The following is a 26,952-nucleotide window of genomic DNA, read 5'->3' on the forward strand; positions in this document are numbered from 1 at the left end:
AGATTGCCGTCTCGCGCATCGGAACGTCGTGACGGCAACGCTAGTTCTTCCGGGGATTGGGACCAGGAGGAAAACCATGCGGATCGTCGCCACAGTGTCGGCCATCGCGTTGATGACGCTCGCGGGCGTCGGCGCGGCAGAGGCGAAGGGCTGCATCAAGGGCGCGATCATCGGCGGCGTCGCCGGCCATTACCTGGCCGAGCGCGGCATCGTCGGCGCCGTCGCGGGCTGCCTGGCCGGCCGCGCGCTCGCCAACCGGCGCGCCCGGCGTGAGGTCGATTACGGTTCCCGGGTCCGGGCACCCGATCCCGGCTACGCGTCGCGCGGCTATCCGCGCCGCGACTACAGCTACTGACGGGACCCTATCGGCTGGAGGGTGAGGCGACGGAGCCCGTCATCACGGGCTCCGGCGCGGCTTGCGCGCGGCGGGCGACCTCGCGGCGGTCGTGATCGAGCTTGTCCGCGGAGATGAGCGCCGCGGCGATCATCGCCCCGAGCGCCAGGGTCACCTTGGCCGCCTGCCAGATCCGTCCGAGCATCGCCGCAACTCTTCAGCCGAACCGGGACGCCCTCCGGCGCCACGGGCGAATTGTGCGCTGCACCCCTTCTCAAAGGTTTACGCGGGGGCGGCCATCCACGATTCAGTCGGCGGCTGTTGCAGCGAGAGCCTGGAACACGAGGGCGTGGCGCCGGGCCAGCGCGTCGATGTCGTGGGTGTAGCCGCCGCCGATCACCGCCACGAGCGGGATGCCGCGCGCCCGCGCCTGCGCGACGACGAAGCGGTCGCGCGCCTGGAGGCCCGCATCGCTGAGGCAGAGGCGGCCGAGCCGGTCGTCCCGGTGCGGATCAACGCCCGCATTGTAGAAGACGATGTCCGGCCGCAGCCCGTCGAGGAGGGGCGGCAGGCGCGCGGCGAGCAGATCGAGATAATCCGCATCCTCCAGCCCGTCCGCGAGGCCGATATCGAGGTCGCCCGCGATCTTGCGCGTCGGATAGTTCCGCTCGCAGTGGATCGACAGGGTGAACAGGTCCGGGTCGTAGGCGAGGCAGTCGGCAGTGCCGTCGCCCTGGTGCACGTCGAGATCGACCACGAGGGCGCGGCCGATGGCGCCCTCCGCCTGGAGCGCGCGGGCCGCCACCGCCACGTCGTTGAAGACGCAGAAACCCGCCCCCTGCTCGTGCCGCGCATGGTGGCTGCCGCCGGCCGTACTGCCGGCGAGCCCTTCGGCGAGCGCCAGGCGCGCGGCGAGCAGCGTGCCGCCGACCGAGGCGCGGGAGCGGCGCACGACGGTCTCCGTCACCGGCAGGCCGATGGCGCGCTCGATCTCGCGGGGCACGGCATGGGCGAGCACCGCATCGACGTAGGCGCGGCTATGGGCCATGGCGAGAAGGTCGGCGGAGGCCGGCTCCGGCGCGACGAAGCCGAGGGGCGCGAGGCCGTCCTCGGCGACGATCTCGGCGAGCCGCCCGTACTTCCGCATGGGAAAGCGGTGCCCGTCCGGCAGGCTGGCCTCGTAGGCCGGATGGAACACGATGGGCGGGATCATGCGGGCTCGGTTCGGCGCGGTGCCTGCGTGAACGTCATACGACTGATACAGCGCCACTGTTAGGGGGCTGCGGAACGGCGCGGCGGCAGGTCGCGCCCGGGACCGAGCCGGGGACGATGGCCGCATGATCGAGGCGAACGCGACCGTGCTGGCCTTGGGCGTCTGCGGCCTGCTCACCGTCGTGAATCTCGTGAGCTTCGGGCTCACGGCCCGGCGCATCGGGCGCGTGCGCGGCCCCTCCGCCTTCCCGGTGGATGCGCCCGTCTCGCTGGTGCGCCCGGTCTGCGGCCTGGAGCCCTTCAGCGAGGAGACGCTCGGCCGCAGCTTCCGCCTCGCCTATCCCGATTACGAGATCCTCTTCTGCGTAGCGAGCGCGCAGGATCCCGTCCTGCCGCTGGTGCGGCGGCTGATCGCGACGCATCCGCAGGTGCCGGCGCGGGTCATCGTCGGCGACGAGCGGGTGAGCGACAACCCGAAGCTCAACAATTGCGTGCGTGGCTGGGAGGCGGCGCGGCACGACTGGATCGTGCTCGCCGATTCGAACGTGCTGATGCCGCCCGACTACCTGCAGCAGATGCAGGCGGCCTGGCGGCCCGAGACCGGCCTCGTCTGCTCGACGCCGGTCGGCGCGCGGCCGGGCAGCTTCTGGGCCGAGGTGGAATGCGCCTTCCTCAACACGCTCCAGGCCCGCTGGCAGTACACGGGCGAGACGCTGGGCCTCGGCTTCGCCCAGGGCAAGAGCATGCTCTGGCACCGGCCCTTCCTCGAGGCGCGGGGCGGCATCCGGGCGCTCGCCGCCGAGATCGCCGAGGATGCGGCGGCGACGAAGCTGGTCCGCGCGGCCGGCCGGCGCGTCCACCTCGTTCCGGCCCCCTTCGAGCAGCCGCTGGGCCCCCGCCGCCGGCGCGAGGTCTGGGCCCGCCAGCTGCGCTGGGCGCGCCTGCGGCGGGTCACCTTCCCGCTCTTCTTCGCCCCCGAGATCGCGAGCGGCCTCCTCCTGCCCGCCATCGTCGCCGGATGGTTCGCGGGAACCGCGGAGGCCGCGATGGGTCTCGCCGCGATGGTCGTGACGTTCTATGCGGCCGAATACGCGCTCGCCTCGCGTCTCGGCTGGCACCGCTCGCCGACTATCCTGCTCGCCTTCCTCGTGCGCGACGCGATGATCCCGCTGCTCTGGGCCCGAGCCTGGATGCGCGACGCGGTTGTGTGGCGCGGCAACGCCATGGACATCCGTCCGAAGACCGCGCGGCGCTTGCCTGCGGAGGCCGGCGCGGCCTAACCCGGGCCGCGGGGCTTCAGGGCAGGCGTGCAGGGTGAAGATCGGCGGGCAGGCAGTGGGTGACGGGCTTTGCCGGCTGGCTTTCCGCCTTGGCGCACGGTCTACGGCTGGTTCCGGGGCTGGATCGAGAAAGGGCTGTTTGAGAGCTTGATGCGGGTTTTAGCGCGCCATCAGCGGCGGCGTTGCGGACGTCGGCCCGATCCACGGCTGGTGATCATCGACACACGGAGCGTCCCGTGCATCGGGGTGCGCGGGCCACGCGGCTACGACGGAGCCAAGAAGCTGGTCGGGCGCAAACGCGTGGCGCTGGTCGATGCCGAAGGCCACGTCCTCGCTCTCGCCGTCGTGCCGGCCAACGTGCAGGATCGCGACACGCTGCCCGCCCTCGATGACGGCAAGGAGCCGTGGCCCAGCCTGCGCCTGGCCATCCGCGATGGCGCCTTCACGGCTGGGCGCTGCCAAGAGTGGTGCAACCTTCACGGCATGCGCCACCGCGTCGTCGAGAAGGGCCCGGACCAGAGGGGGTTCGTCGCTCTGGAGCGACGCTGGCTCGTCGAGCGGACCTTGGGTTGGCTCAGCCACGGGGGCGGCCTGCTGCGCGAGCGCGCCGGCCGCCTCGATGTCGCCACCGGCCGTCTCGCCTGCGTTGCCAGCCTCATGGCCGCAAACGCCCTCAACAATCCGGCCTGAGATCACGCGCTCAAACAGGCTTTGAGCTGCATCGTGCCCCTCCGCACGCCGTGCCTCTTCCACGGGCTGTAGACCGATTTCGCTTCCGACGGAGGCGCGGGATGGAACCGATCTGGCACCCTGACCAAGCCGGAGACGACGATCCGGAGCCCTGGCAGATGGAGTAGGGCTGCGGCGCTCATACTGCGCTCGCGGTATCGATCGGACCGGCGGATTGCTGGCATTGGTCTCCGAGCCATGATGCAGCGTCAGTGTCATGGCTGTCCCCTTCCTCAAAGCGTGCGTAGCCGCTGGCCGAAGCATCGAAGGCGCTGTCACCGACCATCTCCATAGGTGACGAGATCCGGACACTCGCGGGCTGAGCGGCACGTTGCCCAGCCCGCATTTTCATCTCTGCGATACCCGACGCATCGAACTGCTTGGCGAATGCATAGGCTGGCACCGCTGACCTCATGCAAATTTAATAATCGCCTGACAGAATGAGGGCGAATCAAAGTGCGAGAGCAGCACTATGCAGGAAGAGCGTCGTATCGAGCCGCGGACGGATACCCTCAAGACAGGTCGTTTGCTCATCCCAGGCAAGCGCGAAATGTTCTTTTGCCTGACGCACAACCTGTCTGCGCGTGGAGCGAAGATCGAAGTCGAGGATCCGATGCGGGTCCCGGACGAGTTCGATCTCGTCGCGACTGAAGGAGCCGCCATGCTGCGTTGCCGGGTCCTCTGGCGCATCGGCACGAAGATCGGCGTGGTCTTCATTTGATCGTCCGAAGTCTTCCTCGATCGAGGCTCTGGGCCTGCCGTAGTGCTCGGCGCGGATCTGGAGGTGACCTGTGGCTGAATCTAATCCGTGTTGATGTGCAGGACGCCAGCATTCCCTAGGCTTCGGCAGTTGCCCGAGCCGAGAGGATCGTGTGAAAGAGCTGCCACCGCCCCCGGATTGCCCGTTCATCCGAAGGCTTCTCGATCTTCTGTTCATGTGCTCGCTCGGCATAAGTCCGGCGCGGGGCCAAATGCTTTTCAGTGAGCTCCTTACCCTAGAGATGGACGCGGAGCGTGGACAGGCTCCTGACGAGAGCCTGCGCGTCATCGCCACCGTCCGGCAGATTGCTGGCCGCGCGCTGGCAGCGCCACCTCCGCCAGGGTTGAATGGGTCCTGAGGGCCGCTCCCCGTACAAGCGTGGTCCTAGGGTCTGTCGTCACCTGATCCAATCGAGGGCTGCGGCGAGGCAGAGGACGCCTGTGAAGCTTGCAGCTTCTGCCGAGCAAGTTTCGAACCTTCCCAACCCGAGAGTCGGCTCTCGGCAGATGATTGATCTGGGTTAATGGTGTAGATTGGGGTGCTCACTGAGGTAGAGCGCCATGACGAAGTCGCAGCCAGACCATAAGCTCGGCAGCTCAGAATTTCATGGCTCTGCTCAATCGCAAGAAGCCAGGGAAGTAGAGGTGGAGAAATCATATAAATTGATCCAGCAAAGTCGCTTGCTTCTGGAGTGCGCTGCTCCGGATGCACTGTCGATCACATCTCCCTCTCTAGGCCTCAAAACATCCATGGATGAAAGAGGCGTCCTAGATCTGGATTGGATCCGTTCCACCAATCTCGCCCTGCACAAGGAGCGTGATGATCTCGTCCTGGCAGACAGGCATATCTGCGAGGGCGAGGAGCGTGTCGCTCAGCAGGTCGCACGGATCGCGCAGATGAGCGAGCAGGGCCAAGACACGACCCGTGCAAAGGACCTGCTGAAGACACTAGAAGCAGCGCTGGTGCAATGGCATGTGCACCGCCAAATCATCCTGGAGACGATTGCGCGGCACAGTGCGAGTTTGCCGGGTCAAGCTATATGAGCAACGGGCTGTGAACAGCTCAAAGCCTTTATCGCGGAGAACCTGCCTGTCGCGCCAGAGCGAGAAGCCGCTTCGTCTCGGCAAGCGTGGCTCGCAATGCCGTGCGCTCCTCTCGGATCGAGATGATCAACTCCGCCGTCCGCTGCATCGTAGTCACAGCTCTTCGAAAGCTTGCTGTCAAGGCGGGCGCAGTGGGCCCACGACCTCGATCCAGAACCTCTGAGAAGGGCACCTCCATCAGAAGGTTGCCGCTCTGATCCACGATCTCGAAGGTGTGCCGGTGCGGAATCGCTCCCGCGAGAGCCATCTCTGCGCTGAGGGCCGGGACTGTACGGTAGGCCTCAAGGTAGGCCGATTCGATCCCATCGAGCTCTACCCCGATCTCATCCTCATCGCATCCTGCCGGGCTGCGCAGGTGAAAGAAGAACAAGGGCATGGGTCCCTCGCTTCGAAAGCCTCTAAGCCCAGACAACCCGACCACACCGGTTTTGGATCACTGCCGTCGGAGCACGAGGAGGCATCCGGACTTTGCTGCCCTTCAGGCGGTGGCTCTGTTCAATGCCAGGTACCTGCCCTGGAACGTGACGGGTCCCACCTCGACGCCAACGACTGAGATCGTCACCCACAAACGATGCGTGGCAGTGCTCCATGTGCCCGATCCACGAACGGCTGCTCCGTATGCACTGCAGTCCGTTACGATCGTTTGGCTGTATGCCTGGTCGCTATCCAAGAGCCTGTTAGTCGGTTCCTGCCGGTAAAGTGCAGTCGACGGGCGGGCAAGGAAAAATATGCCATAACTTCTACTTGCAGTTGTATCTGGTTACGGATATCCCGACGCAGAGTGCAACGCGCACATGCAGGGATGTCCATGTCTGGCGCCGGTTTGGCAAGCGGTGGGGTTACGCGGAGCAGTCTTCAGGACGCGGTCGATGCGGCGGATGTGGCGGGTTCTTGGTCCTGGGATATTCCCGCCGATCGCGTCCGGGCCGACGCGCTGGTCGCGCTCCTCTTCAACGTCGATCCTGCTGAGGCCGAGAAGGGGGCTCCGCTTGAGACGTTCGTGTCTGGCATCCACCCCGAGGATCGTGAGCGTGTCGCCGGCATGATCAGCGATGGCGTCAGGACAAGCGGCAGCTTTCTGTCAGAATTCAGGGTGTGCTCGGCAGATGGCCGCATACGGTGGATCATCTCGCGCGGTCGGTTCGAGAAGGCAACGGCAGGCGTTGCGCCGAGAGGCCGTGGCATCATCATCGATATCACTCGGACACGCCTCGATGAGGAGGCGAGTGACCCAGCTATGCATGTACCGGTAGAAACGCCGCTACAACGAGCCGCGGGCAGCTTACTGGCAGGGCACAAGGCGATTGCTGAGATCGAGGATCAGCCATTGCTGCGCCAGGTCGCCGACCTGCTCTTATTGGAGGTAGGGCGAGTCCTCGGCGCACAGATCGAAAACGCTCGGCGCAAACGCATGAACTGAGAGCAGGCCAAGGCAGCGTCGAACCGATCTTTCGCTTACCACTCAGATTTGGCGGTATTCTGAACAAAATCCAGGCAGTGCTGGCGCAGCTGCGGACTCTTAATCCCGATGAAAGACTGAAGCAGCGTTGATGCCTCTGCTAGGCTAGCTGCCGCATCGTCCAGCTTTGCACTGGCGCTATTTCTGCCCTGCAGTACGGCCCTCGTCACTCCTAGGGCATCCGTTAGCAGATCGAGCGTGTGCCATGCAGAATCAGGCAGCTGCTCCAATGCCCCGCCATCTGCATGCTCTTTGAAGGCATTGTGATCGTCGGTCTTTTCGGCATGACCAGGGCCAACATGGACCATCTGCATCTCTGCTTTGGCAGGCTTCGGTGATAGGTGGATCGCCACGGAACGATCGAGCGACGCACCTATGATCACGCTCGACCTGTAGGCCAAAAGCGCTTTGCATGCAATTTAAAGTAGAGTGAACGCGCGGTTAATCGATTGCCGGCGTCGGCCGGCGGGACCGCCGCAATCCTGCGGTCAGTCCCGCCTTGGTCAGAACGTTGGCGTTAGGGCCTGATAGCATCTGCCGCAACTGACGAAGGCATTCAGCCGATCAGCGCGTCGCTTCCGCCGAGCAGGTGGAGATTGGCCTGAATATCCAGCAGTCCGTGCTCCGGCGTGAGCAAGCCGATGTTGCCGTGCAGATCCAGGATACCAGGCAAGTGCGCGTCGACATCAAGATTGAGGCCGTGATGCTCTAATCCAGTGAAGAGGTCACGAGCGCTCGAAGCTGCGACATCGAGGGAGTGGTCGGCTGTCGAAGCCACGTCTGCGATGATGTCAGATGCGGTCGAAGTTGCGCCGGTAAGCAAGTGGCCGACTTCAGCGGCAGCACCAATAAAAATCTGTCCGACGCTTGCGTTCAGATTAACATCGCTGTTCAGGTGGAGAAGGTTGGCGGCCTTGCATCAATGTGAATATTTGAAACGATGTTGCTGGCGATGCCTGAAATCGAATGGGCGGTTGACGATGTTATCTCCGTGACGGCGTGGCCGGTTTGCGTGATGACATCGCCGAGAAAATTGCCGAGGTTCAGCAAAGACATGGGATGCGATCCTTTCCCTGGAGCCGTCGCGTTCCCGAAAGACGCGACGATCCAAAAACAAGGAAGCAGATCCAGGGTTCTCGCACTTTCGGGATCACTGTTTTCAGTGTCTGGTAAAATCCTGAGCGGGCAATGTCGCGCGGGGGTAGGCCCATGGCGCATCGATTGCCACGAGAGCCGCGGAGCCTCCGTGGCAGCGCCCGACGCCTCGACCTCCTGTCCGCCCCCGAACGAAAACCTCAGGATCATTCCGGTAGGGCAAGCATGATCCCGAAGCCGCATCAGCGAGACCGCGACGCGCGACTGCGGCAGGTCGAGGAACGCCAGCCGGTCGTCCTACCGAGGCAGTGGCTCGTCCTTCTCATCGGAACGCGATGGCGGATCGCCCACGTCGTTGCGCCTTTTCAGGCTCTCGACGGCTTCGGCCACTCCACCGAACGTGTCGGCGATCGCCTCCGCATACGTCTGGACGATGAACTCAACTCGCTCAGGATCCGCCTGGCTGCCCGCAGCGTCGGTCTCTGAGGCGACGACAGCCACGTGATCTCGCGCCACTGCGCGGATGTGCTCGGGCGAGACATCGTGATCGGCGTAGAAGCGTGCAGCCACATCCATCACCAGTAGCTTCAGCGCCATCATGTCGGCACGGGCTTTCAGCGTCTCGTCCGGCATGCTCATGCTCAGATCCCTGGATCTTCTCGCGCCACTGCCAGCGCAGTCGCGCCTTCTAGCGCCAGCGAGATACCGTGTCTCGCTCGCCCGACTCGCCGGGCATTCTCAGAATGGTGCCGTGCCGCGGCCGAGCGTTTCCGCGCTGACCACGAGCCAGTTATCACGACCGAGACTGAGCGTCTGGGAAGCTTTCACTGCGCACGTGGGCTGAATTTTGGTCCTGGACAGCGTGTCCCGGTCTCCGCGTTCAGGTGCACCTGTGTCTTCCACAGCACCGTACAAGGATCGCATCCACCTGCGCGCGCCAGCAGCAGCATATCAGTCATAAGATCGACAATATCGCATTCGGCGACGTCGTTGCTTTCAGTCGGGTGGCGCCAACGGTGTTGGCAATCATCTTCTTGCAGGTAGAAGCCGAGCGTCTTACGGGCGAGTCCCACCCTCGCTGATACCGTAGGCATGGACGTCCTCCTTGACCGTCCGAGCTCGCAAATTGCTCAGCTAGGTTCGGTCTAGCGCAACGTACGTTCACGCTAACAGTCGGTTGCATTCAATGGTTCGCGGCATTGCGCCGTCCCCATCCCGAACGACGGACAAGTCGGTCGTTTCGTCAGCGAAATTCTGACCGCTGTCCGTTCGGCGAGGGTTTGATGTTCACAGGTGGCGAGAAGCTTTCCGGAACAGTCCAGAATGGAGACGGGTTGCACCGCTTCTCTGCTTTGAAGGCTAGTCCTCCGAATCGTCCTGCGAGAGAGGACAATTCGATCGTATCTTGGGAAGTACAGCTTCCTACTTGGACAGCGGCCCATCCTGCTCGATATGGAGCGATGGCAGGTCACCGGGCGGCTGGGGCTAGGAGGCGCCAATGCCGTACGGTGCCGATCAGCCGGCCGAGAACATCGCCTGGAAAACAGCCTGATTTCCAGCGATCAGGGTCGGCGCCTTGGGTAGATCCCGCCTCAGGCAGGATGCGAAGCCATAGTAGCAAGATAGCAGCTCGGGGTCGGGCGCACCGACGTACAGGCGCCGGCGGCCAACCTCATTACGGACCTCGATCAGCATCATGTCCTTCGGGCGACCGGAGGCGGCATACTGGTCGGCGAACAGCTCCTCGATATCGCTGCCTTGGCAGAGATCGAACAGGCGGGTGGCCCACAGCATCGAACGTCTCGTCGGTCCTACGCAGATCCCGAACCGCTAGGCCGCCCCATCTGGCCACGCCGTGCCGTTTGGCACTTGCCAGTGTAAGGGCTTGGCGGGGCCGACCGATCCCCCTCCCCCTCTGCCGGGGCCCCTGGGATCGGCGAGCGTATACGGGTGGTCGGGGCCACGACGTTTTCTGGTGCCAGGGTCCGAAACCCTGTGCCGGGGTAACAGGTGACAGCGCTTATGGCTGAGAATGGCGGGCCGAAATTCCTCTCCCGGGCTGAGTTCGCCCGGCGGCACGGCTTAGGCCGCAAGACCGTAACGGACTAGAAGCAAAAGGATTTGCCGGTTCTCGACGAGGCTGGCCGTGTTGATGTCGAGGCTATCGAATGGAACCTCGACCAGTGGCCAGATCGATGCCGAGCACGAGCAACGCGATCGGGAACCACCGTCGGAACCCCACCGGATCCATCCGCTGACGGACTACTTGGCCCCGAACATGCCAGTGAAGGCTGTTCCCATGACGACACGCCAGAGCAGGACGGTCGAGGTGTTGAGACGGCCCACGCTCGTGAGAACGAGGGCCTCACTTGGAGCCACTCGCGATCGCGTTGCGATCGGGAACGGCTCTAAGCTCTTGTTTTGACGCCCTCTCTTCCGCCGAGCCGGTGTCCACTTCGGCGGAGAGCGCTCTGGGCGTCGATCGTGAACTGAGCATGGTGACCTGCCGGAGCAGGCTCCCGAGCTGTTCGGCCGAGTAGGGCTTGTGCAGCAACTCGAAGCCGTGGCTGCCCTCCTTGGCGAGCACGTGGCTATACCCCGAAGCCAGCACCACCGGCAGATCAGGTAGGCGGCATCGTAGCTCCTCAGCCAACGCGAGGCCGCCCATGCCCGGCATCACCACGTCCGAGAACACCACGTCGAACCCGTCGCCGTCCGAGCCGAGCCGCTCCAGTGCTGCCTCGGCGTTTGATGCCTATTCCGGCGCATAGCCAAGGTCTTGCAGGATCTGGGTCGTGAAGTGGCCGACCTCGGCGTTGTCCTCGACCACGAGAACCTTCCGGCCAGCGCCATCAATTGTACTCGTCTCTCCAGACTGCTCGATGGCAGCAGTATCCGCCGCTTCGACCTCCGGCAGGTACAGCGTGAAGGTGGTGCCCTTGCCGACCTCACTCACGACGTCGATGTCGCCGCCCGACTGCTTGGCAAAGCCGAAGACCTGGGAAAGGCCGAGTCCAGTGCCTTTGCCCACTTCCTTGGTCGTGAAGAACGGCTCGAAGATGCGGGCGAGATCGCCCGGCGCGATGCCCGTACCGGTATCGGTCAGCGCTATCGCGACGAAGGTGGAGCGCGAGCTGGCGTGGCCTCGGATCGCCGGAAGTGGATGGTTGCGGGCCAACCTCAAGGTCAGCCTGCCCTCGCCGTCCATCGCATCACGGGCGTTGACCGCCATGTTCACCAGAGCGGTCTCAAATTGGCTGCGGTCGCAGTAGACGTGGCAGGGGGCGTCCGACGCCTCCAGCACAACCCGGATGCGAGCACCAGTGACCGTGTCGAGCATCTCGGCAATGCCGCGCAGGCAGGCGCCGACCTCGAAGGTCTCGGGCTTGAGCGCCTGCCGCCGGGCGAAGGCGAGAAGCTGGCCGGTGAGCTTGGCAGCGCGGTCGACCGTGTCCGACACCGCGTCCATGTAGCGCCGCCTCCGCTCCTCCGGCAGGTTCGGCCGGCGCAGGAAATCGACCGATGAGCGGATGATGGTCAGCAGATTGTTGAAGTCGTGCGCCACGCCGCCGGTGAGCTGGCCCACCGCCTCCATCTTCTGCGACTGCCGCAGCGCCTCCTCGGCGATCGCGCGCTCGCCGATGGCCTCGGCGGCACGCGTCTCCAGCATGACGTTCAACTCGCGCAGCTCCGCCTCGCGGGCGCGCAACTCTTCCAGGCGCGCCCTGGCCTCGTACTGGCGCCGACGCCCACGTAGAGCGGCGGTGACCACGCTGATCAGGGTCGTGGGGTGAAAGGGGCGTTCCAAGAAGCTGACGTTGCCGAGGATGCGCGTCAGGCGCGCTGCCGTCGGGCTACGATCCGCCCCGCCCTGGCGGGTGAGCACGATGAACGGCATGTCCGACCACGCCGGCTGTTCGCCGATCCAGCCGCTGAGCGGGGTTAGGTCGGCGGTGCGCACCGTCTCCTCGGTCACGAGCGCCGCCCCGGCGATCTCAGCGAGGCCCTGCACCAGTTCCGAAAGGCTCGGAACCACCAGCGCCGCGAGGCCGGATTCGGTGAGCAACTGCCGAGCCAGTGCGGCATCGCGCCCGTGCGGGGCGAGGACCAGCACGCGCTCGGACAGCGGGTTGTTCGGCACCGTCACGGTTGGTCGCTGTCCAGCAACGCTTGGTCCTTCACCAGAGTGGGTACACCGCGCAGCACGCCCTGGAAGTTGCGCAGCGGTTCGCCGACCCGCAGCCCCGTGCCTGTGATGCGATACTCGCGGATCGTGTCCTCGTGCGCACCGGTGCGCTTCTTCACGGCCGAAATCGCCCGACGTACCTGCCCGCGCGCCTCGAAGTAGCGCAACAGGATCACTGTGTCGGCGAGGTAGGTGACGTCAACAGGACTCCTCATGTCACCGACCAGACCATGCTGGGCCACGGTCAGGAAGGTCGTGGCACCTTGGCGGTTGAGATACTGCAGCAATTCGTGAACGTGCAGAATGAGCGCGTTCTCCTGCGGCATCGCCGCCTGGTAGCCGTTGAGGCTGTCGATCACGACGGTCTTTGCCCGCGCCTCGTCGACCTGACACCGCACGAGGTGGGCGAACTCGCCCGGCGACAGCTCGGCCGCGTCGACCTGCTCGATGGTCAGCTGACCCTGGTCGCGCAGGCCCGCGAGGTCGAACCCCATCGCCCGGGTGCGCTCCAGCAACACGCCGAGTTCCTCATCGAAGATGAACATTGCCGCCTTCTCGCCACGCGCGACGGCGGCGAGTACGTACTGGATCGCGAACAGCGACTTGCCGGTGCCGGCCGGCCCGAGGATCAAGGTGCTCGATCCTGCCTCGACACCGCCGCCGAGAAGGGCATCGAGTTCGATCACGCCGCTCCCGAGCTGATTGCGGACAAACGCCGTCTTATGCTCCAGAGCGATGAGGCGCGGAAACACACGCACGCCGCCGGTGGAGATGCAGAAGTCGTGGTAGCCGCCGCGGAAGCGCTGGCTGCGGTACTTGAGCACCCGCAGGCGTCGCCGCTCGGCGCCGTAGTCAGGCGCCAGCTCATCAAGGCGGACCACCGCGTGGGTGACGCTGTGCACGGTCTTGTCGAGGGCGTCGGCGGTGAGGTCGTCGAGCAACAGCACGGTCGTGCCCTGGCGCGCGAAGTAGTGCTTGAGTGCCAGGATCTGGCGCCGATAGCGCAGCGAGCCGCCGGCGAGCAGGCGGATCTCGGACAAGCTGTCGAGCACGACACGGGCCGGTTTGGTCGCTTCGACCTGCTCGAAGATCGCCTTCGTCGCCTCGCCGAGTTCGAGGTCGGAAGTGTAGAGCAGGCTTTGCTGCTGCTCGGCGTCGAGCAAGCTTTCGGGAGGGATCAACTCGTAGACGGTGATCAAGTCGCCGATCGTCCAGTCGTGCGAGCGGGCGGTCTCAAGCAACTCCTCGCGCGTCTCGGACAGACTGATATAGAGGCCGCGCTCGCCCCGGCGGGCACCTTCCAGCAGGAACTGCAAGGCAATTGTGGTCTTGCCGGTGCCGGGGTTGCCCTCCAAGAGGTAGAGGCGGTCGCGGACGAAGCCGCCGCTGAGCACGTCGTCGAGACCGAGGACGCCCAGCATCGCCTTGCCAGAGTAGTCGGGCGCGGGTTCGGTTTCAGTCTCGATGTCAGCAGCCATAGGCAATCGACTCCTTAGCCATCACAGCTGGCAGCGTGTGAGCGGGGATGGTTGGCGGCATCTTGGCGAGGTCTGCCTCGGCGCGAGGCGGGATCATGCATTTGCTGAAGATCAAGCCAGAGGTGGCCTGGCAATCCTGAAAGTCAGCGAGGCTGGGCAATATGCGCTCGCGCTGCACGGTGACCGGATGCAGCAGTCTAAGCTCAGGGCCGAACACAAAGGCAGCCATCTCTCCGCTTCCGTAACGTTCGACGCGACAGATGCCAAGCAGTGTATACACTACGCGCCAACTCATGCGCCGGGCGCAGGGCGTGCATATTCGTTTAGGGTTGGGGCCCGCGTCATCACCTCGTCCGCCTACCGCAAGATCTAACCGCACCCATGAGACACGAACAGCAGAAAGGGCGCCGCAGGGCACCCTTTCCACGCGATCGGCCCGGAGGATGGTCTCAAGCGCTCCTGCGCGCGCGCTTGGCCTTGGTAACGTCCTCGTCGACGTCACCCTCGGAGCCCTCGACGTTGATGCGCTGAGCGATCTCGGAAAGGAGCTGATCAGTCTTCTTCTCTTCCTCTAGCGTGGCATCGAGCAGCTTGGCCGCGTCCTCGTAGCCAAGCTGGCAAGCCCAGGTCTTGAGCGTGCCATAGCGGGCTATTTCGTAATGCTCGACCGCCTGCGCGCAGGCCGCGAGCACCGCATCGGCGGCCGGGCTGTCGCCGAAGTCTTCAAGGTCCTCCTCCATCTCGGCCGTCAGGCCCTGCATCGCCTCGCAGGTCTTGCCCCGGGCCGGCTTTCCGATAATCTCGAACACCTGCTGCAGACGCTCGACTTGATTGGCGCTCTCCTCGGCATGCGTCTCAAACGCTTGGCGCAGCTCCTCGTGCTCGGCAGCTTTGGCTGATTTCTTCAGGGCCCGTACCGACTGCCGCTCAGCGTAGTAGACATCCTTCAGAGTCTCGTAGAACGCATCCTGAAGTGTTTTCTGCTTGGTTGCCATGGAGCTCAGCTTCCGATTGTTGAATGGTCGAGGCCGTGGGAGTGGTCTCACTGACGGCCAGCATGGTAGAAACGTAGCTCCGGGCGCGTGGGTCCGAACATTATTCTGGGGGAAGCTGCAAATTTCGGGGAACCGGGTGGCCCGAAGCGGACGTGCGTCGGCAGGCGGGTGTGGAAAGCCGTCAGGTCTCGGGGTCTGCCAGCGGATGCCGGAAATCGGCGTACATCTGTCCCAGCGCTTCCTTAGTGAAGCCTTCAACGTGCGTGTTCATGGGGCCTGGCGTGCGTGTGATGCTGCCACAGCGCACGCCGCACGGACGACCGCGTCGACCTCGATATGATGGAGCATGTGCCCGATACCGGGAAGCTGCTCAAAGTGGGCAGTCGGGATCATCTGCGCGGCCATGCGACCATGCGCGAACGTGTTGACGACCTTATCGCTGCCGCCGCAGAGGATTCGGACCGGCACGCGACAGGCGCCGTAGCTTGCCAAGCTCCGGCTCAGACCGAGCCAGAGGGCGTTTGCGTCCTCACCCTCCGCGATCAACTGCGTCGCACGTCCCGCCATCGCGAAGGGGTAGCGGGCGGCGAAGTCCGTCGGCATCGGCTGCGGTGCATAGATTCCGGCCCAGAGAAGGCTCAGCAATGCCGGGTCGACCGTGACGCCGAGCAATTCGGTCAAGCGCTCGCCGAGGAGCGGCACGGCGCGGGGCCCGAACAGGATCTGCTCGAGGCGCGGTTCCGGGAAGCAGATCGGCGCCAGCGCGACGACGCCGGTAATCTCATTCGGATAGAGCATCCCGTAAGCGAGCGCGACGGCACCGCCGAAGGAATGGCCGAGGATGACCGGGCGGCGAAGACCCAGACGTCGGACCGCCTCGCGAATGAGTTCGGCCTGCCGCCAGGGCGAGGCGTCCGCGAGGCGCTGACGCACGCTGAAACCGTGGCCCGGCCGGTCGACGGCCACGACACGGAAATGCTGCGCAAGCGCCAGCGCTGGACCGAGCCACATGTCCTCCAGCGTCATCAGCGCGCCATGGATCGCGACGAGGTCCGGCCCCGAGCCGATCTCCGCCCAGGCCATCGTGCGATTCCCGGTCAAAGCCGTGATCGTGCGCGGAACGATGCGGCTGTCCGCGCTGGTCGAGGGCATTGGACCGGGCAGGTCCGCCTGAAGCAGGAGAGCGCCCATCTCAGTGCAGGCCTCTGTCGCGGCGCGCTCGGTCCAGCCCGAGCAGGACGGCGATTGCGGCAGCGAGGCCGACGCCGCCCGCTGCCGTAGCCAGCGGATGCAGGCTCGCCCGCGTATAGGCGCTCGTACGCATGACATAGCCAGGCTGATCGCCACGCGTCCGGCCCGTATCGTCCTGCTCCGGGCCGTGCAGCGCCCCCTCGGGCCGGCGCGGCTCGCCCCTGCGCTTCTGAAGTGCGATGATGGCGGGTGCGAGCAGATCGTAGGCGCCCGGCGCGAACTCCTTGGCCGCTGTGAACAGCTTGCCGGCGCCGCCGACCACGATGTCGCGCTGCGGGTGCTCCGCCGCGTGCAGGATCGCTTCCGCGACCGTCTCCGGCCGGTAGATCGGCGGCGGCAGCATCGGCTCGCGGTCCATGTAATTGCGCGCCCGCCGCGGCAGAGGGGTGTCGATCGAGGTCGGCTTGACGAGCGTGACCGCGATAGGGGCGCCCTCATGGCGCAGCTCCATGCGCAGGGCGTCTGTGAAGCCCTTCACCGCGTGCTTGGAGGCCGAATACATGCCCTGGAGCGGGAAGGCGAGATCGGAGGCCACGCTGCCGAGGTTGATCAGCGTGCCGCCGCGTCGCCGGAGATGCTCGACCGCCACGAGCGAACCGTAGACCGTGCCCCAGAAATTCGTCTGGATGAGGCGCCGATGATCCGTATCCGATACCTCGCGCAGGGCCCCGTAGATCGTCAGGCCCGCGACGTTCACCCAGGTGTCGAAGCCGCCGAACGCGGCGAACGCCCGGTCCGCGATGGCCTGAACCTCGGTAGGTTCGCCGACATCGGCGACCATATAGGCGCATCGCCCGCCCTCCGCCTCGATCTCCCTCTGAAGCTCGGCAAGGGCCTCACCGCTGCGGGCCGCGAGCACCACCGCCGCGCCGCGTCGCGCCGCCGCGCGGGCCGTGGCAAGTCCGATACCGGATGAGGCGCCAGTGATGACGATGACCTGCTCGGCGAGCGGCTTGCAGCGCCTCACCGGTCCGCCTTCTCGCCGGCGGTGGTCAACTCGATGTAGCGCAGCGTTGTTGGCCTGATCAGCTCGTGGATCCTCTGCGCCATGGCCTGCTCCTCCCGCAGCGACTGCTGGAAGGCGGCGTGATGGGTCTGCTGACCGGCGGCCTCGCCGATCACCAGAAGCGACTCATAGGCGGCGATCTCGAAGTTCTCGAAGGCGTGGTTGGCGAAGGTGTTCTTCAGGATCTCATCTTGAGCCGGCGTATGGCCGAGCGCCATCATGTTGCCGACGAAGCCGAGGAAGCCCTCCTTCAGAGCCGATGGTCGTTCGGCAAGGCCCTGCAGCGCCTCCTCCAGACGGTCGCGCTGGTCGTGCGTCTCCGCGATGTGGCGGCGCAGCGCCTGCTCCATCTCGGGATAGCGTTCGAGCCGCTCGACTTGCCGCTCCATGATCTGGAGCGCCTGCATCTCGACAGCATGGGTGTTCTTCAGGGCGGTGACATAGATGTCGCGTGCGTCCGTGGTCATGACGTGCGCCTTATTGGGATTGGCGGGGGGCTGTGACGGCCCGATACGCCATCAAGGTTGGCGGCAAGCGGCCAAGTTCCCCGCCTACGGCAATCGCTGGCTGGCCTGCTTTGGGCGATGCTCTTCGATGAGCGCGGCTGCCGCCTCACGACGGCGTAGGTACGGTCGCAAGATCCGGCATGCATCCGCGTCGCGGAACCCAAGGGGACGCTGGGCGATTGCTGCATCCCGGCGACGTTGGATCTTGTTGCGTATGTCCCTCTCGAAGAAGGTGAAGGTCGGTCTCGATGGGACCCGGATCCTCATCCTCGGGTCGCCCTGACGCTGGGGGCCGACCTGTTCCTGGCCGCGGAGCCGGTAGGGCGATTTCGGTCGGCCGTCGCCACCGGGGTCGTCACGTGCGGAAGCGCCCTCCTGTTCTGGTACGGGCTGGAGGCCTTGCAGGCCCGTCGTGTCAGGGAGCGGGAGCCCACCATGACCAGTCACCTGAACTCGAAGTAGATCGGTCTCGCGGCGGGTCTGGTGTCGTTCGGAGTGCTGACGGGGCTCTGGCACGTCCAACCGTTGCTGTTGAGGCAGCTGATAAAGACCTCAATGAATCAGTAATCTCGCCCAGAGGATCGAATGTCAGCGTTGACCGTATTGCTCCTTCGTCATGCCGAGAAGCCGGGCGGTGATTATCCCGGAGTCGGCAGAACATTCGAAGGCAAAAGGGACGACAAATCGCTCATCGTTCGCGGCTGGCAGCGCGCTGGCGCATGGGCAGCCCTCCTGGGATCGGGACTGAGCGCGGACTACCCGCTTCCGACAATCATCTATGCCGCGCGGCCCGAGCCAGTCACGGCGGAGGCGAGCTTCAGCCACCGGCCATGGGAGACTGCGCTACCGCTCGCGCGTCGTTTGTATCTCGATGTCAACACGCGATGGGGTGTCGGGCAGGAGCAGGCTCTGGTCGAGGAACTGACGAAGCTGACGGGGACCGTCGCGATCTTCTGGGAGCACAAGGCGATCCCAACCCAGATCATCCCCGCCCTACTTGGGAGCCAGTCGATCCCCGGTGTCCCGGCAAAGTGGGACAGCGACCGCTTCGACGTGGTCCTCCGTTTCGATCGCGCGACGCCGGACGCTCCGTGGTCATACCGACAGCTGTCCCCGCGTCTGCTGGATGGGGATAGCGATAAGCCATTCGCCGAATTGCGGACGCTCTGATCCGATCAGCCCCTGTCACGGACATCGACACGGGGGAAGACACAGCCGTTCGGGTTGGACTGCTACCGAGCATGTCGATGTCCTGCCGATTGCGCCGCTCGACCACCCTGGCCGCACCGGCGTCGATCTGGAAGAAGCCGCCGGCTTCGGGGTTGAGCAGGCTGTCGAACAGCGGAGGCGAGGCCATCTCCGGCACGCACCACCACGCCACGGCCCCGGCTGGCGTGACGAGGACGTCACGCACGCAAGAGCCATTGTCTTGACGCCCTCTCCGCCGAAGCGAGGCGGCCTTTGCCGGGCTACGGGCTCACGGGATGACGCGCGAGGCCCTGAGGCGCTCGAACAGGTCGAGAAAGGAATCGTCGGTCGGCTGGTAGTCGAGGAAGCCAAGGCGGCGGCTCTTGCTCATGTCGGTCACGACCTCGATGGGCCGGCCAAGGTCCGCATCCGTGTGCCAAGCGGAGGCGAGGCGGTTCAGGTCGGGCTCGACCAGCCCGTGCCGGGTCGCGAGCTCGGCCCAGAGCGGTGCGTCGCCGGCCATCTGACCCTCCAGCGGCCGGACCGTGCCGTCGAAGGGCGCCGCCTCCAGGCCGAACCAGTCCGCCAGGCGGCCCCACATCCAGCTCCAGCGGAAGACGTCGCCGTTCACGACGTTGAAGGCCTCATTGCGGGCGGCCGGCGTCGTGGCCGCCCAGGCGAGGTGCCGGGCGAGCAGCCGCGCGTCGGTCATGTCGGTCAGTCCGTTCCACTGCGCCGCCGAGCCCGGGAAGCGGAAGGGCCGGCCAGTCTCCCGGCAGAGCGTAGCGTAGGCGGCGAGCGTCACGCCCATGTTCATGGCGTTGCCCAGCGCGTAGCCGATGATGGTGTGGGGCCGGTGCACGCTCCATCCGAAGCCATCTCGACCCGCGGCGGCGAAGACCTCGTCCTCCTGGGCGTAGTAGAAGTTTTCGATGTCGAGCCGGCGCTGGTCCTCTCGGAACGGGGTCGCGGGCAAAGTGCCCTTCCCATAGGCCTCGAACGGGCCAAGATAGTGCTTCAGGCCGGTGACCAGCGCGACGTGACGCACGCTGCCCGCCGGCCGGAGCGCGTCGAGGAGGTTGCGGACCATCGCGGCGTTGACCCGGATGTTCTCGGCCTCGCTCTCCTGGCGCAGCCAGGTGGTGATGAAGACGTGGCTGGGCCGCACCTCGGCAAGCGCCTGCCGGAGGCTCCCGGTATCGAGGAGATCGGCCGCGAGCGGCTCGACGCCGGCAAGATCGCCGGGCGGCCGGCGCGCGAGACCGTGCACCGTCCAGCCTCCTTCGACGAGGTGCCGGGCGAGGTTGTTGCCGACGATGCCGCTGACGCCGGCGATCAGTGCCGTTCCGTTCATGGTGATCTCCGAACCGTTCGGCACCGAGCTAGCCCCTGTCCCGGCCCACCGCTAGACGGCACCGTTTGGGGTCATAGGCACCATGAGGTAACCACCATGAAGCCCGGCAGCGCGGACGAGGACTGGCGTGAGGATTGCGCGCCGCGGCGCGTGTTGGAGCTGTTCGCGACCAAGTGGACGAGCATGGTCCTGCACACGCTGCATGCGCGCCACGGTGGCCGGGCACGGACGGGCGTGCTCCACCGCAGCCTGCCGGGCATCTCCAAGAAGATGCTGACCCAGACGCTGCGCGAGATGGAAGGCAGCGGTCTCCTGACCCGGCACGTGGCCGGCACGGTGCCACCGGCGGTCGAGTACCGGCTTACGTCCCTTGGGACCCGCTTCGTCGAACCGGTCGAGCTCCTTTACGCCTGGGGCCGCGCGAATGCCGACGCGCTCGACGGCCTCGAAGCCCGGCCCACCTCCCGTCGCCAAGGTTGACCTCGCCCTCAGGGGACGGACGTCAACGAGTCTGGCCTCATTCGCCATGATACGATCTGCCCAGCCATTCGGGAGACAGCATGGCCGATCTCGCAGGGAACAAGGCGAACGTGATCGCCTTCTACGAGCTGATGTTCAACGCGTGCCAGCCGCGTGAGGCCATCGAGCGCTACGTTGGCAAGGAGTACATCCAGCACAACCCGCATGTGGCGACCGGCAAGGCCGGCTTCATCGCCTATTTCGAGCGCATGGCGCGTGAGTGGCCGGGCAAGCGGGTCGAGGTGAAACGGGCGATTGCCGAGGGAAATCTGGTCGTTCTGCATTGCTTCCAGCACTGGCCGGGCAGCCACGACTACGCGGCCATGGACATCTTCCGGCTCGACGAGAATGGGAAGATCGTCGAGCATTGGGACGTGCTGCAGGTCCTGCCAGAGATGTCCGCCAACCCGAACGGGATGTTCTGAGCGGCGAGCGGCTCGTTCACGCGCCTCGCTGCGTCACCGGGGCGAGAGCCATGCGGCGAAGAACTCGGCAAGCGCCTCCACCTTGGCGGGACGTGCCTGCGCACTGGGCGTGACGAAGGACAGCGATCCACCGGGCAGGCTCCAGCCGGGCAGCAGTATTAGCAAGCGTCCGTCGGCGAGGTACTCGGCCGCGATGAAATCCGGCAGCGCCGCCACGCCGATGCCTGCAAGAAGCGACGGCAGTCGTCGCGCGCAGGGCCTACATCGCCTCAATCGTGGACGCAGTGATCGTCACCTGCGACACCCTGCGCATCGTCGGCTTCAACGACAATCTCGCCGACGCCGTCGCGGGCCAGCCCAAACCGAAAGGAGTTCGCAATTCAGTTCAGGAGTGGTGCGGGTAGAGGGAATCGAACCCCCACGCCTTGCGGCTGGCGATTTTGAGTCGCCCGCGTCTACCAGTTCCGCCATACCCGCGCGGCGAGCCTCATCGCACAGGTTAGGCGTTGCGACCAGCCCCTCCCGAGACGCTCGCCCTCCCGTGTCGCGACCAAGCTGGTCAGCGGCCCGGACCTGTGCTCAAAGGGCGCGCCCTCCCAACGCACGCGACTGTGGTTCATGATCCGCCGCCTCTACGAGTGGATTCTCGCGCTTAGCGGCAAGCCCTCGGCGCCCTGGGCGCTCGGTGCCGTCGCCTTCGCGGAGAGCTCGTTCTTCCCCGTACCGCCCGACGTGATGCTGGTGCCGATGGCGGTGAGCCGCCCGGACCGGGTCTGGTTCTACGCCACCATCACCACCATCGCCTCGGTGCTCGGCGGCCTCGTCGGCTACGCGATCGGCGCACTGCTGTTCGACTCCCTCGGTCAATGGCTGATCAAGCTCTACGGGCTGCAGAACTCGGCGACGACCTTCCAGGACTCCTACGCCACCTACGGCCACTGGGTGATCCTGCTCAAGGGGCTCACGCCGATCCCCTACAAGCTCGTCACCATAACCTCGGGCTTCGCCCATTACAGCCTGTTCTGGTTCACCGTGCTCTCGGTGATCACCCGCGGCGCGCGCTTCTTCCTGCTGGCGGCCCTGCTCGGCCGCTACGGCGTGCAGATCCGCGGCGTGCTCGACAGGCATCTCAACGCCGTCGCCGCGATCTCGCTGGCGGTGATCGTCCTCGGCTTCGTCCTGTTCAAGGTGATCCTGTGATCAACGAGACCGCACTCCTGCGCCTCAAGCGGGCGGCTCTGGTCGTCCTGATCGGCTCCGTGCTGACGGTCGGCGGCGCGCTGGTGCTGGAGCATGTCTACGGCTACGCGCCGTGCAAGCTCTGCCTCACCGAGCGTCTGCCTTACTACGCCGCGATTCCCCTGGCGCTGGGCGGGCTTTTCCTCCCCGAGCGCCTGGCGCGCCTGGCGCTCGGCCTCGCGGCCGTGGGGCTGCTCTACGGGGCCGGGCTCGGGGTCTACCATGCCGGCGCGGAGTGGGGCTTCTGGCCGGGCCCGACCGATTGCGGCGGCGGCACCGGCCCGAACCCGAAGGAGGTCGGTGCCTTCCTCGACGCGCTGCAAAGCGTGAAGGTGGTCGATTGCTCGACCGCGGCGCTTCGGGTGCTGGGGATCTCGCTCGCGGGCTGGAACGCAGTGATCGCCTTCGTGCTCGCCTCGGTCGCCGGGACGAGCGCGGTCAAGCGGTAGGGCTTCCCTCCGCCGGACCGACATCCGGCGGCGGTCAATGCCTCAGTTCCGGTCGTCTGGCAGGACCGGCAGGGGGGCCACCTCGATGCCCTCCTCGACCAGGGCGCGCGCCTCGTCCGGGCTCGCCTGCCCGTAGATCGAGCGCTCCTCGCTCTCCCCGTAATGGATCTTGCGCGCCTCCTCGGGGAAGCGCTCGCCCACATGCTCGGAATTCGCCATCACGTGCTCGCGCACGGCGCGCAGCAGGGCGCGCATCTGGCGGGCGGGCTCGGCGATCATCGGCACCGGTTGCGCGGTCGCAGGGGCCGGTTCCGCCTTGTCGGTGCGCGCGAGGCGCGGCGCCATCACCGTCTTCGACACCTTCGCCGACTCGCAGACCGGGCAGGTCACGAGACCGCGGGCGACCTGCTCGTCATACGAGTCGGAGGACGGAAACCAACTCTCGAAGGTGTGGCCGGCCTCACAGGCGAGCGCGTAGCGGATCATGATCGGGGTTTCGGGTGCATACGCGGCGGTCAGGATCCGCCTCAAACGGAATATGGTGGCGGCGGGACCTCAGTGCGACCGGGCGCCGACGTGCTCGACGCGGAACGGCCGGGCATGGGCCAGGGCCGGGATGCGCTGGCGGGCATCGGCCACCCGCGTGAGGTCGATCTCGGCGAGGATGATGCCCGGCTCATTGCCGCCCGCATCGGCCAGCACCCGGCCCCAGGGATCGACGATGATCGAGTGGCCGAACGTGTCGCGCCCATCCTCGTGCCGGCCGCCCTGCGCGGCGGAGATCATGAACGAGCCGGTCTCGATGGCCCGCGCGCGTTGCAGCACGTGCCAGTGCGCCTCGCCCGTCTGCTGGGTGAAGCAGGCGGGCGCGGTCAGGATCGCGGCGCCGGCTTCCGCGAGCGCCCGGAACAGGGCCGGGAAGCGCAGATCGTAGCAGATGCCGAGGCCGATCGGGGCGAGCGCCGTCTCGGCCACTACGGCGCAGGCGCCGCCGGTATAGGTCGCGGATTCGCGCCAGGTCTCGCCGTTCGGGAGGTCGACGTCGTAGAGGTGGAGCTTGTCGTAGGCCGCGACGATCTCGCCCTCGGCATCGATCAGGAAGGCGCGGTTGGCGACCTTGTCGCCGTTCCTCACGGCGAGCGAGCCGATCTGAACCACCGTCTTCGTCTCCCGCGCCGCCTCGCGCAGGGCCGCCAGAACGGGATCATCCTCCTGCACCGTCACCACCTCGAACAGGCGGGAGCGGCTGCGCTCGACCAGCGAGGTCATCTCCGGCGTCTGCACGTATTGCGCGCCCGCCTTTGCCGCCTCGCGCAGGCCGGCCACCGCCGCGTCGCGGTTCGCCAGCAGGTCGCGGCCCGAGCGCATCTGCACGCATGCGGCGATGAAGGTCGAGGCCGTCTCAGGCATCGGCTGCATCCTTCAGGAGGGGATCGAGCTTGCCGCTGCGATCGAGGGCGTAGAGGTCGTCGCAGCCGCCGACATGGGTGTCGCCGACGAAGATCTGCGGCACGCTGGTCCGCCCGCCGGCCCGCTGGACCATGGTCGCGCGCGCACCGGCCGTCTTCTCGACGTCGATTTCCTGGAAGGCGATGCCCTTCTCCTTCAGCAGGCTCTTGGCCGCCGAGCAATAGGGGCACCAGGCAGTGGTGTAGATCGTGACAGGCGGCATGGACGCGTCCCGCGGATGGAACACGTCATATAGGGCGAGGGCGACCGCGCCGCCTATGGCGCCGGTGCCACGCGGCCCCGCTCAGGCCGCGAGCAGCTTCTCGACCTCGTTCACGAGATCGCGCAGGTGGAACGGCTTCGAGAGGACCTTGGCGTCCTTCGGAGCCTTCGAATCCGGATTGAGGGCCACCGCGGCGAAGCCCGTGATGAACATGACCTTGATGTCGGGATCGAGTTCGGTGGCGCGGCGCGCCAGCTCGATGCCGTCCATCTCGGGCATCACGATGTCGGTGAGCAGGAGCTCGAACGGCTCCTCGCGCAGGCGGTTGTAGGCCGAGAGCCCGTTGTCGAACGAGAGCACGTCGTAGCCGGCATTCTGCAGCGCCTTGGCGAGGAAGCGCCGCATGTCGTTGTCGTCTTCCGCCAACAGGATCTTCATCGGACGGTTCCGAACCCTCGATTCGACGTGTTCATTCCATAAAGGGAGCCGGTGGTAAACAAGAGGTTATGACGCCGGGCGCGTGCTGGGTGACGGAGCGCACGCGGTGTCGGCACCCGCCGCCGCGCAGGCCAGTGGACAGGTGCCGATCGGCATACCAGACTGGGGGGATGCGCAGAGCCGATCCAGGCGGGGTTCCTCGGACGCGATGACTGTCACAGACCAGGACCAGCCGGACGTCCTCGGCTTCTCGTCTCCCTTCGCCATCGACGAGCCGGCCGACCACACCCTGCCCTTCGTCTTCAACACCGGCCATTCCGGCTCGGTCTACCCGGCAGCCTTCCTCGCCGCCTCGCGCCTGCAGCCCCTGGCGCTGCGCCGCTCCGAGGACGCCTATGTGGAGCGCCTGTTCGCGCCGGTCGTCGCGATGGGCGCGCCGCTGCTGAAGGCGAACTTTCCCCGCGCCTATCTCGACGTGAACCGCGAGCCCTACGAGCTCGACCCGCGCATGTTCGACGGGCGCCTGCCGCCCTTCGCCAACACCCGCTCCATGCGGGTCGCGGGCGGCCTCGGGACGGTGCCGCGGGTCGTCGCCGATGGGCAGGAGATCTATGGCGGCCGCCTTGACGTGGAGGAGGCGGTGCAGCGCATCGAGCACCTCTACAAGCCCTATCACCGCGCCCTGCGCGCCCTGATCCAGCGCACGTCCCGCAGTTTCGGCCAGTGCTTCCTGATCGACTGCCACTCAATGCCTTCGTCGAGCCTCGGCCGCGAGGCGGACCCGAAGGCCGACATCGTGCTCGGCGACCGCTTCGGCACCGCCTGCGCGCCGGACCTGATCGAGCGGTTCGAGGCGGCGTTCCGGACCCGCGGCTTCGCGGTGGTGCGCAACAAGCCCTATGCCGGCGGCTTCATCACCGAGCATTACGGCGAGCCGAATCTCGGCCGCCACGCGCTCCAGATCGAGATCAACCGCGCCCTCTACATGAACGAGGCGAGCCTCGCCGTGACGAGCGGGTTCGACGCGCTGGTCGAGGCGCTGAGCTGGGTGGTCGCCACGGTGGCGGAGAGCTACGCCGATCCGATCCCGCGCAGCATCGCGGCGGAGTAGCAGCGGTTCGGAGCGGAAGCCGTTGGCCCAAGAAAAAAGGCCACTCCCGAAGGAGCGGCCCGAAGTCTAGGGAGGAAACGCCCAAGAAGGGCTGCGTGACCGCGACGCCATCGCGATCCCGCAATGCACAAAGTAAAGTGCGCCGCACAAAATGCAAGGGCGGATCGTCGAGCTTGCATGCATTCGCTGCATGAGACGACGGCGCCGCTTGCAGGAGCCTGCTCAGCGGCGGCGCCGGGCCATCACGCACCGTTCAGCAAACGCGCGATCTCGGCCTTCAGCGGCTCGGCGAGGTCCGGGCGCTCGAGCGCGTAGGCGAGGTTGGCGGTGAGGAAGCCGATCTTCGAGCCGGTATCGTAGGTCCGCCCCTCGTAGTGCATGCCGAAGAACTTCTGCTCGGCCATGAGCTTGATCATCGCGTCGGTCAGCTGGATCTCGCCGCCGGCGCCGGTCTCGCCCTTCTCGAGGATGGTGAAGATCTCGGGCTGGAGGATGTAGCGGCCGGAGATGATGTAATTCGACGGCGCGGTGCCCTGCTTCGGCTTCTCGACCATGCCGGTGATCTCGAAGGTCTGGCCGAAGGTCTTGCCGACGCTGACGATGCCGTACTGGTGCGTCTCCTCCGGCTTGACCTCCTCGGTGGCAATGACGTTGCCGCCGTGCCGCTCGTAGGCCGCGAGCATCTGCTGCATGCAGCCCCGGCTCAGCATGTCCGGCAGGAGGACGGCGAAGGGCTCGTCGCCGACGATCTCGCGCGCGCACCAGACGGCGTGGCCGAGGCCGAGGGGCGCCTGCTGACGGGTGAAGCTGGTCTGTCCGGCCTTCGGCAGGTCCTTCTTCAGCTCCTCGTAGGCGGCCTGCTTGCCGCGCTCCTGAAGGGTGCGGTCGAGTTCGTAGGCGATGTCGAAATGATCCTCGATCACCGCCTTCCCGCGGCCGGTGACGAAGATGAAGTGCTCGATCCCCGCCTCGCGCGCCTCGTCGACCACGTGCTGGACCACGGGGCGGTCCACGACCGTCAGCATCTCCTTCGGCACGGCCTTCGTGGCCGGCAGGAAGCGGGTACCGAGACCCGCCACGGGGAGGACGGCCTTGCGGATGGGTTTCATCATGCGAACCTAGTCGAGGAGGGATGTGGCCCGGTGACGGACTGTTCAGCGGTT

Annotated in this window: 34 protein-coding genes, 1 tRNA gene and 1 pseudogene; 12 read left to right on the forward strand and 24 right to left on the reverse strand. The window is 66.1% G+C overall.

Features of this window, described 5'->3' with window-relative positions; translation table 11 throughout:
• Window positions 1–76: 76 nt before the first annotated feature.
• Window positions 77–355 carry a hypothetical protein gene (locus MTDSW087_RS15805; RefSeq protein WP_144765534.1) on the forward strand — a complete coding sequence of 93 codons (279 nt, stop codon included), beginning with the start codon at window positions 77–79 and terminating at the stop codon, window positions 353–355.
• 7 nt (window positions 356–362) lie between these two features.
• Here MTDSW087_RS15805 and MTDSW087_RS30175 read toward each other — a convergent pair whose 3' ends face one another.
• Window positions 363–539 (reverse strand): hypothetical protein, encoded by a 177-nt coding sequence (locus MTDSW087_RS30175; protein ID WP_186383862.1) that lies wholly within the window; start codon window positions 537–539, stop codon window positions 363–365.
• A gap of 102 nt (window positions 540–641) precedes the next feature.
• Window positions 642–1,547, reverse strand: coding sequence for a histone deacetylase family protein (locus MTDSW087_RS15810; RefSeq protein ID WP_186383863.1), 906 nt, complete (start codon window positions 1,545–1,547; stop codon window positions 642–644).
• Window positions 1,548–1,671: 124 nt separating this feature from the next.
• Between MTDSW087_RS15810 and MTDSW087_RS15815 the strand changes: the two genes are divergently transcribed.
• The 4 genes from MTDSW087_RS15815 (at window position 1,672) to MTDSW087_RS30840 (ending at window position 5,358) form a co-directional block, all read left to right on the forward strand.
• Window positions 1,672–2,826, forward strand: coding sequence for a ceramide glucosyltransferase (locus MTDSW087_RS15815; RefSeq protein ID WP_144765536.1), 1,155 nt, complete (start codon window positions 1,672–1,674; stop codon window positions 2,824–2,826).
• 150 nt (window positions 2,827–2,976) lie between these two features.
• Window positions 2,977–3,516, forward strand: coding sequence for a transposase (locus tag MTDSW087_RS15820; RefSeq protein ID WP_373322038.1), 540 nt, complete (start codon window positions 2,977–2,979; stop codon window positions 3,514–3,516).
• A gap of 511 nt (window positions 3,517–4,027) precedes the next feature.
• Window positions 4,028–4,276, forward strand: coding sequence for a PilZ domain-containing protein (locus MTDSW087_RS15825; RefSeq protein WP_144765540.1), 249 nt, complete (start codon window positions 4,028–4,030; stop codon window positions 4,274–4,276).
• Between the two features lie 599 nt (window positions 4,277–4,875).
• Window positions 4,876–5,358 (forward strand): hypothetical protein, encoded by a 483-nt coding sequence (locus tag MTDSW087_RS30840; RefSeq protein WP_238179548.1) that lies wholly within the window; start codon window positions 4,876–4,878, stop codon window positions 5,356–5,358.
• 28 nt (window positions 5,359–5,386) lie between these two features.
• Here MTDSW087_RS30840 and MTDSW087_RS15835 read toward each other — a convergent pair whose 3' ends face one another.
• Complete coding sequence (locus MTDSW087_RS15835) at window positions 5,387–5,794, reverse strand: DUF6894 family protein (RefSeq protein WP_144765542.1); 408 nt, start codon at window positions 5,792–5,794, stop codon at window positions 5,387–5,389.
• A gap of 432 nt (window positions 5,795–6,226) precedes the next feature.
• Between MTDSW087_RS15835 and MTDSW087_RS15840 the strand changes: the two genes are divergently transcribed.
• Window positions 6,227–6,838: a PAS domain-containing protein gene (locus tag MTDSW087_RS15840; RefSeq protein WP_144765544.1), complete on the forward strand. Its 612-nt coding sequence runs from the start codon at window positions 6,227–6,229 to the stop codon at window positions 6,836–6,838.
• A gap of 35 nt (window positions 6,839–6,873) precedes the next feature.
• Here MTDSW087_RS15840 and MTDSW087_RS15845 read toward each other — a convergent pair whose 3' ends face one another.
• From MTDSW087_RS15845 to MTDSW087_RS15905, 13 genes and pseudogenes are all read right to left on the reverse strand, one after another.
• A complete protein-coding gene (locus MTDSW087_RS15845; protein WP_144765546.1) occupies window positions 6,874–7,230 on the reverse strand; it encodes a hypothetical protein in 357 nt (118 codons plus the stop codon).
• A 203-nt stretch (window positions 7,231–7,433) separates the two neighbouring features.
• The gene (locus MTDSW087_RS15850) at window positions 7,434–7,700 is read right to left on the reverse strand and encodes a hypothetical protein (protein ID WP_144765548.1); all 267 of its coding nucleotides are present in this window, start codon (window positions 7,698–7,700) and stop codon (window positions 7,434–7,436) included.
• Between the two features lie 68 nt (window positions 7,701–7,768).
• Complete coding sequence (locus tag MTDSW087_RS30180; RefSeq protein WP_186383865.1) at window positions 7,769–7,933, reverse strand: hypothetical protein; 165 nt, start codon at window positions 7,931–7,933, stop codon at window positions 7,769–7,771.
• A gap of 336 nt (window positions 7,934–8,269) precedes the next feature.
• Window positions 8,270–8,611, reverse strand: a complete 342-nt coding sequence (locus tag MTDSW087_RS15855) for a hypothetical protein (protein ID WP_144765550.1) — start codon at window positions 8,609–8,611, stop codon at window positions 8,270–8,272.
• Window positions 8,612–8,796: 185 nt separating this feature from the next.
• Entirely contained in the window at window positions 8,797–9,066 is a 270-nt protein-coding gene (locus MTDSW087_RS15860; RefSeq protein WP_144765552.1) for a hypothetical protein, read from the reverse strand.
• Window positions 9,067–9,487: 421 nt separating this feature from the next.
• Complete coding sequence (locus tag MTDSW087_RS15865; protein ID WP_144765554.1) at window positions 9,488–9,766, reverse strand: hypothetical protein; 279 nt, start codon at window positions 9,764–9,766, stop codon at window positions 9,488–9,490.
• A 571-nt stretch (window positions 9,767–10,337) separates the two neighbouring features.
• A pseudogene (locus MTDSW087_RS15875) lies at window positions 10,338–11,690 on the reverse strand (ATP-binding protein); the annotation flags it as partial.
• A 425-nt stretch (window positions 11,691–12,115) separates the two neighbouring features.
• On the reverse strand, window positions 12,116–13,636 hold the full coding sequence (locus tag MTDSW087_RS15880; RefSeq protein ID WP_144765556.1) for an ATPase domain-containing protein: 1,521 nt from the start codon (window positions 13,634–13,636) through the stop codon (window positions 12,116–12,118).
• Complete coding sequence (locus MTDSW087_RS15885) at window positions 13,626–13,865, reverse strand: hypothetical protein (RefSeq protein ID WP_144765558.1); 240 nt, start codon at window positions 13,863–13,865, stop codon at window positions 13,626–13,628. The genes MTDSW087_RS15880 and MTDSW087_RS15885 overlap by 11 nt, the downstream gene beginning before the upstream one ends.
• Window positions 13,866–14,085: 220 nt before the next feature.
• Window positions 14,086–14,631, reverse strand: coding sequence for a YciE/YciF ferroxidase family protein (locus MTDSW087_RS15890; protein WP_144765560.1), 546 nt, complete (start codon window positions 14,629–14,631; stop codon window positions 14,086–14,088).
• A gap of 267 nt (window positions 14,632–14,898) precedes the next feature.
• Window positions 14,899–15,822, reverse strand: a complete 924-nt coding sequence (locus MTDSW087_RS15895) for an alpha/beta fold hydrolase (RefSeq protein WP_144765562.1) — start codon at window positions 15,820–15,822, stop codon at window positions 14,899–14,901.
• A 1-nt stretch (window position 15,823) separates the two neighbouring features.
• Window positions 15,824–16,849: an SDR family oxidoreductase gene (locus MTDSW087_RS15900; protein WP_144765564.1), complete on the reverse strand. Its 1,026-nt coding sequence runs from the start codon at window positions 16,847–16,849 to the stop codon at window positions 15,824–15,826.
• Window positions 16,846–17,355: a ferritin-like domain-containing protein gene (locus MTDSW087_RS15905; protein ID WP_144765566.1), complete on the reverse strand. Its 510-nt coding sequence runs from the start codon at window positions 17,353–17,355 to the stop codon at window positions 16,846–16,848. The genes MTDSW087_RS15900 and MTDSW087_RS15905 overlap by 4 nt, the downstream gene beginning before the upstream one ends.
• A gap of 624 nt (window positions 17,356–17,979) precedes the next feature.
• Here MTDSW087_RS15905 and MTDSW087_RS15910 point away from each other — a divergent pair.
• A complete protein-coding gene (locus MTDSW087_RS15910) occupies window positions 17,980–18,564 on the forward strand; it encodes a histidine phosphatase family protein (RefSeq protein ID WP_144765568.1) in 585 nt (194 codons plus the stop codon).
• A gap of 307 nt (window positions 18,565–18,871) precedes the next feature.
• Here MTDSW087_RS15910 and MTDSW087_RS15915 read toward each other — a convergent pair whose 3' ends face one another.
• Entirely contained in the window at window positions 18,872–19,936 is a 1,065-nt protein-coding gene (locus tag MTDSW087_RS15915) for an SDR family oxidoreductase (RefSeq protein ID WP_144765570.1), read from the reverse strand.
• 96 nt (window positions 19,937–20,032) lie between these two features.
• Between MTDSW087_RS15915 and MTDSW087_RS15920 the strand changes: the two genes are divergently transcribed.
• Window positions 20,033–20,416 (forward strand): winged helix-turn-helix transcriptional regulator, encoded by a 384-nt coding sequence (locus MTDSW087_RS15920; protein ID WP_144765572.1) that lies wholly within the window; start codon window positions 20,033–20,035, stop codon window positions 20,414–20,416.
• An 80-nt stretch (window positions 20,417–20,496) separates the two neighbouring features.
• A complete protein-coding gene (locus MTDSW087_RS15925) occupies window positions 20,497–20,880 on the forward strand; it encodes a nuclear transport factor 2 family protein (RefSeq protein WP_144765574.1) in 384 nt (127 codons plus the stop codon).
• 33 nt (window positions 20,881–20,913) lie between these two features.
• Here the strand turns inward: MTDSW087_RS15925 and MTDSW087_RS15930 are convergent, their stop codons facing one another.
• Together MTDSW087_RS15930 and MTDSW087_RS15935 are read right to left on the reverse strand one after the other, a co-directional pair.
• Window positions 20,914–21,153, reverse strand: a complete 240-nt coding sequence (locus MTDSW087_RS15930; RefSeq protein ID WP_280525272.1) for a LysR substrate-binding domain-containing protein — start codon at window positions 21,151–21,153, stop codon at window positions 20,914–20,916.
• Window positions 21,154–21,272: 119 nt separating this feature from the next.
• A tRNA-Leu gene (locus tag MTDSW087_RS15935) sits at window positions 21,273–21,357 on the reverse strand.
• A 141-nt stretch (window positions 21,358–21,498) separates the two neighbouring features.
• On the opposite strand from MTDSW087_RS15935, the gene MTDSW087_RS15940 reads away from it, so the two are divergent.
• Together MTDSW087_RS15940 and MTDSW087_RS15945 are read left to right on the forward strand one after the other, a co-directional pair.
• Complete coding sequence (locus tag MTDSW087_RS15940) at window positions 21,499–22,080, forward strand: YqaA family protein (protein WP_144765578.1); 582 nt, start codon at window positions 21,499–21,501, stop codon at window positions 22,078–22,080.
• Window positions 22,080–22,568, forward strand: a complete 489-nt coding sequence (locus MTDSW087_RS15945) for a disulfide bond formation protein B (protein ID WP_186383869.1) — start codon at window positions 22,080–22,082, stop codon at window positions 22,566–22,568. The genes MTDSW087_RS15940 and MTDSW087_RS15945 overlap by 1 nt, the downstream gene beginning before the upstream one ends.
• Window positions 22,569–22,610: 42 nt before the next feature.
• On the opposite strand, the gene MTDSW087_RS15950 is transcribed toward MTDSW087_RS15945, so the two are convergent.
• The 4 genes from MTDSW087_RS15950 to cpdR all read right to left on the reverse strand — a co-directional run bounded on the left by MTDSW087_RS15950 (window position 22,611) and on the right by cpdR (window position 24,678).
• Window positions 22,611–23,054, reverse strand: a complete 444-nt coding sequence (locus MTDSW087_RS15950) for a DUF1178 family protein (protein ID WP_144765582.1) — start codon at window positions 23,052–23,054, stop codon at window positions 22,611–22,613.
• Between the two features lie 69 nt (window positions 23,055–23,123).
• Window positions 23,124–23,978 carry a carbon-nitrogen hydrolase family protein gene (locus MTDSW087_RS15955; protein WP_144765584.1) on the reverse strand — a complete coding sequence of 285 codons (855 nt, stop codon included), beginning with the start codon at window positions 23,976–23,978 and terminating at the stop codon, window positions 23,124–23,126.
• Window positions 23,971–24,240, reverse strand: a complete 270-nt coding sequence (grxC, locus tag MTDSW087_RS15960; protein ID WP_144765586.1) for a glutaredoxin 3 — start codon at window positions 24,238–24,240, stop codon at window positions 23,971–23,973. The genes MTDSW087_RS15955 and grxC overlap by 8 nt, the downstream gene beginning before the upstream one ends.
• 81 nt (window positions 24,241–24,321) lie before the next feature.
• Window positions 24,322–24,678: a cell cycle two-component system response regulator CpdR gene (gene cpdR, locus MTDSW087_RS15965; protein WP_003603128.1), complete on the reverse strand. Its 357-nt coding sequence runs from the start codon at window positions 24,676–24,678 to the stop codon at window positions 24,322–24,324.
• 208 nt (window positions 24,679–24,886) lie between these two features.
• Between cpdR and MTDSW087_RS15970 the strand changes: the two genes are divergently transcribed.
• Window positions 24,887–25,789: an N-formylglutamate amidohydrolase gene (locus MTDSW087_RS15970; RefSeq protein WP_144765588.1), complete on the forward strand. Its 903-nt coding sequence runs from the start codon at window positions 24,887–24,889 to the stop codon at window positions 25,787–25,789.
• Window positions 25,790–26,031: 242 nt separating this feature from the next.
• Here MTDSW087_RS15970 and galU read toward each other — a convergent pair whose 3' ends face one another.
• The gene (galU, locus tag MTDSW087_RS15975; protein ID WP_144765665.1) at window positions 26,032–26,898 is read right to left on the reverse strand and encodes a UTP--glucose-1-phosphate uridylyltransferase GalU; all 867 of its coding nucleotides are present in this window, start codon (window positions 26,896–26,898) and stop codon (window positions 26,032–26,034) included.
• Window positions 26,899–26,952: the final 54 nt, after the last annotated feature.

This window comes from Methylobacterium dankookense (assembly GCF_902141855.1).
Lineage (GTDB): Bacteria > Pseudomonadota > Alphaproteobacteria > Rhizobiales > Beijerinckiaceae > Methylobacterium > Methylobacterium dankookense.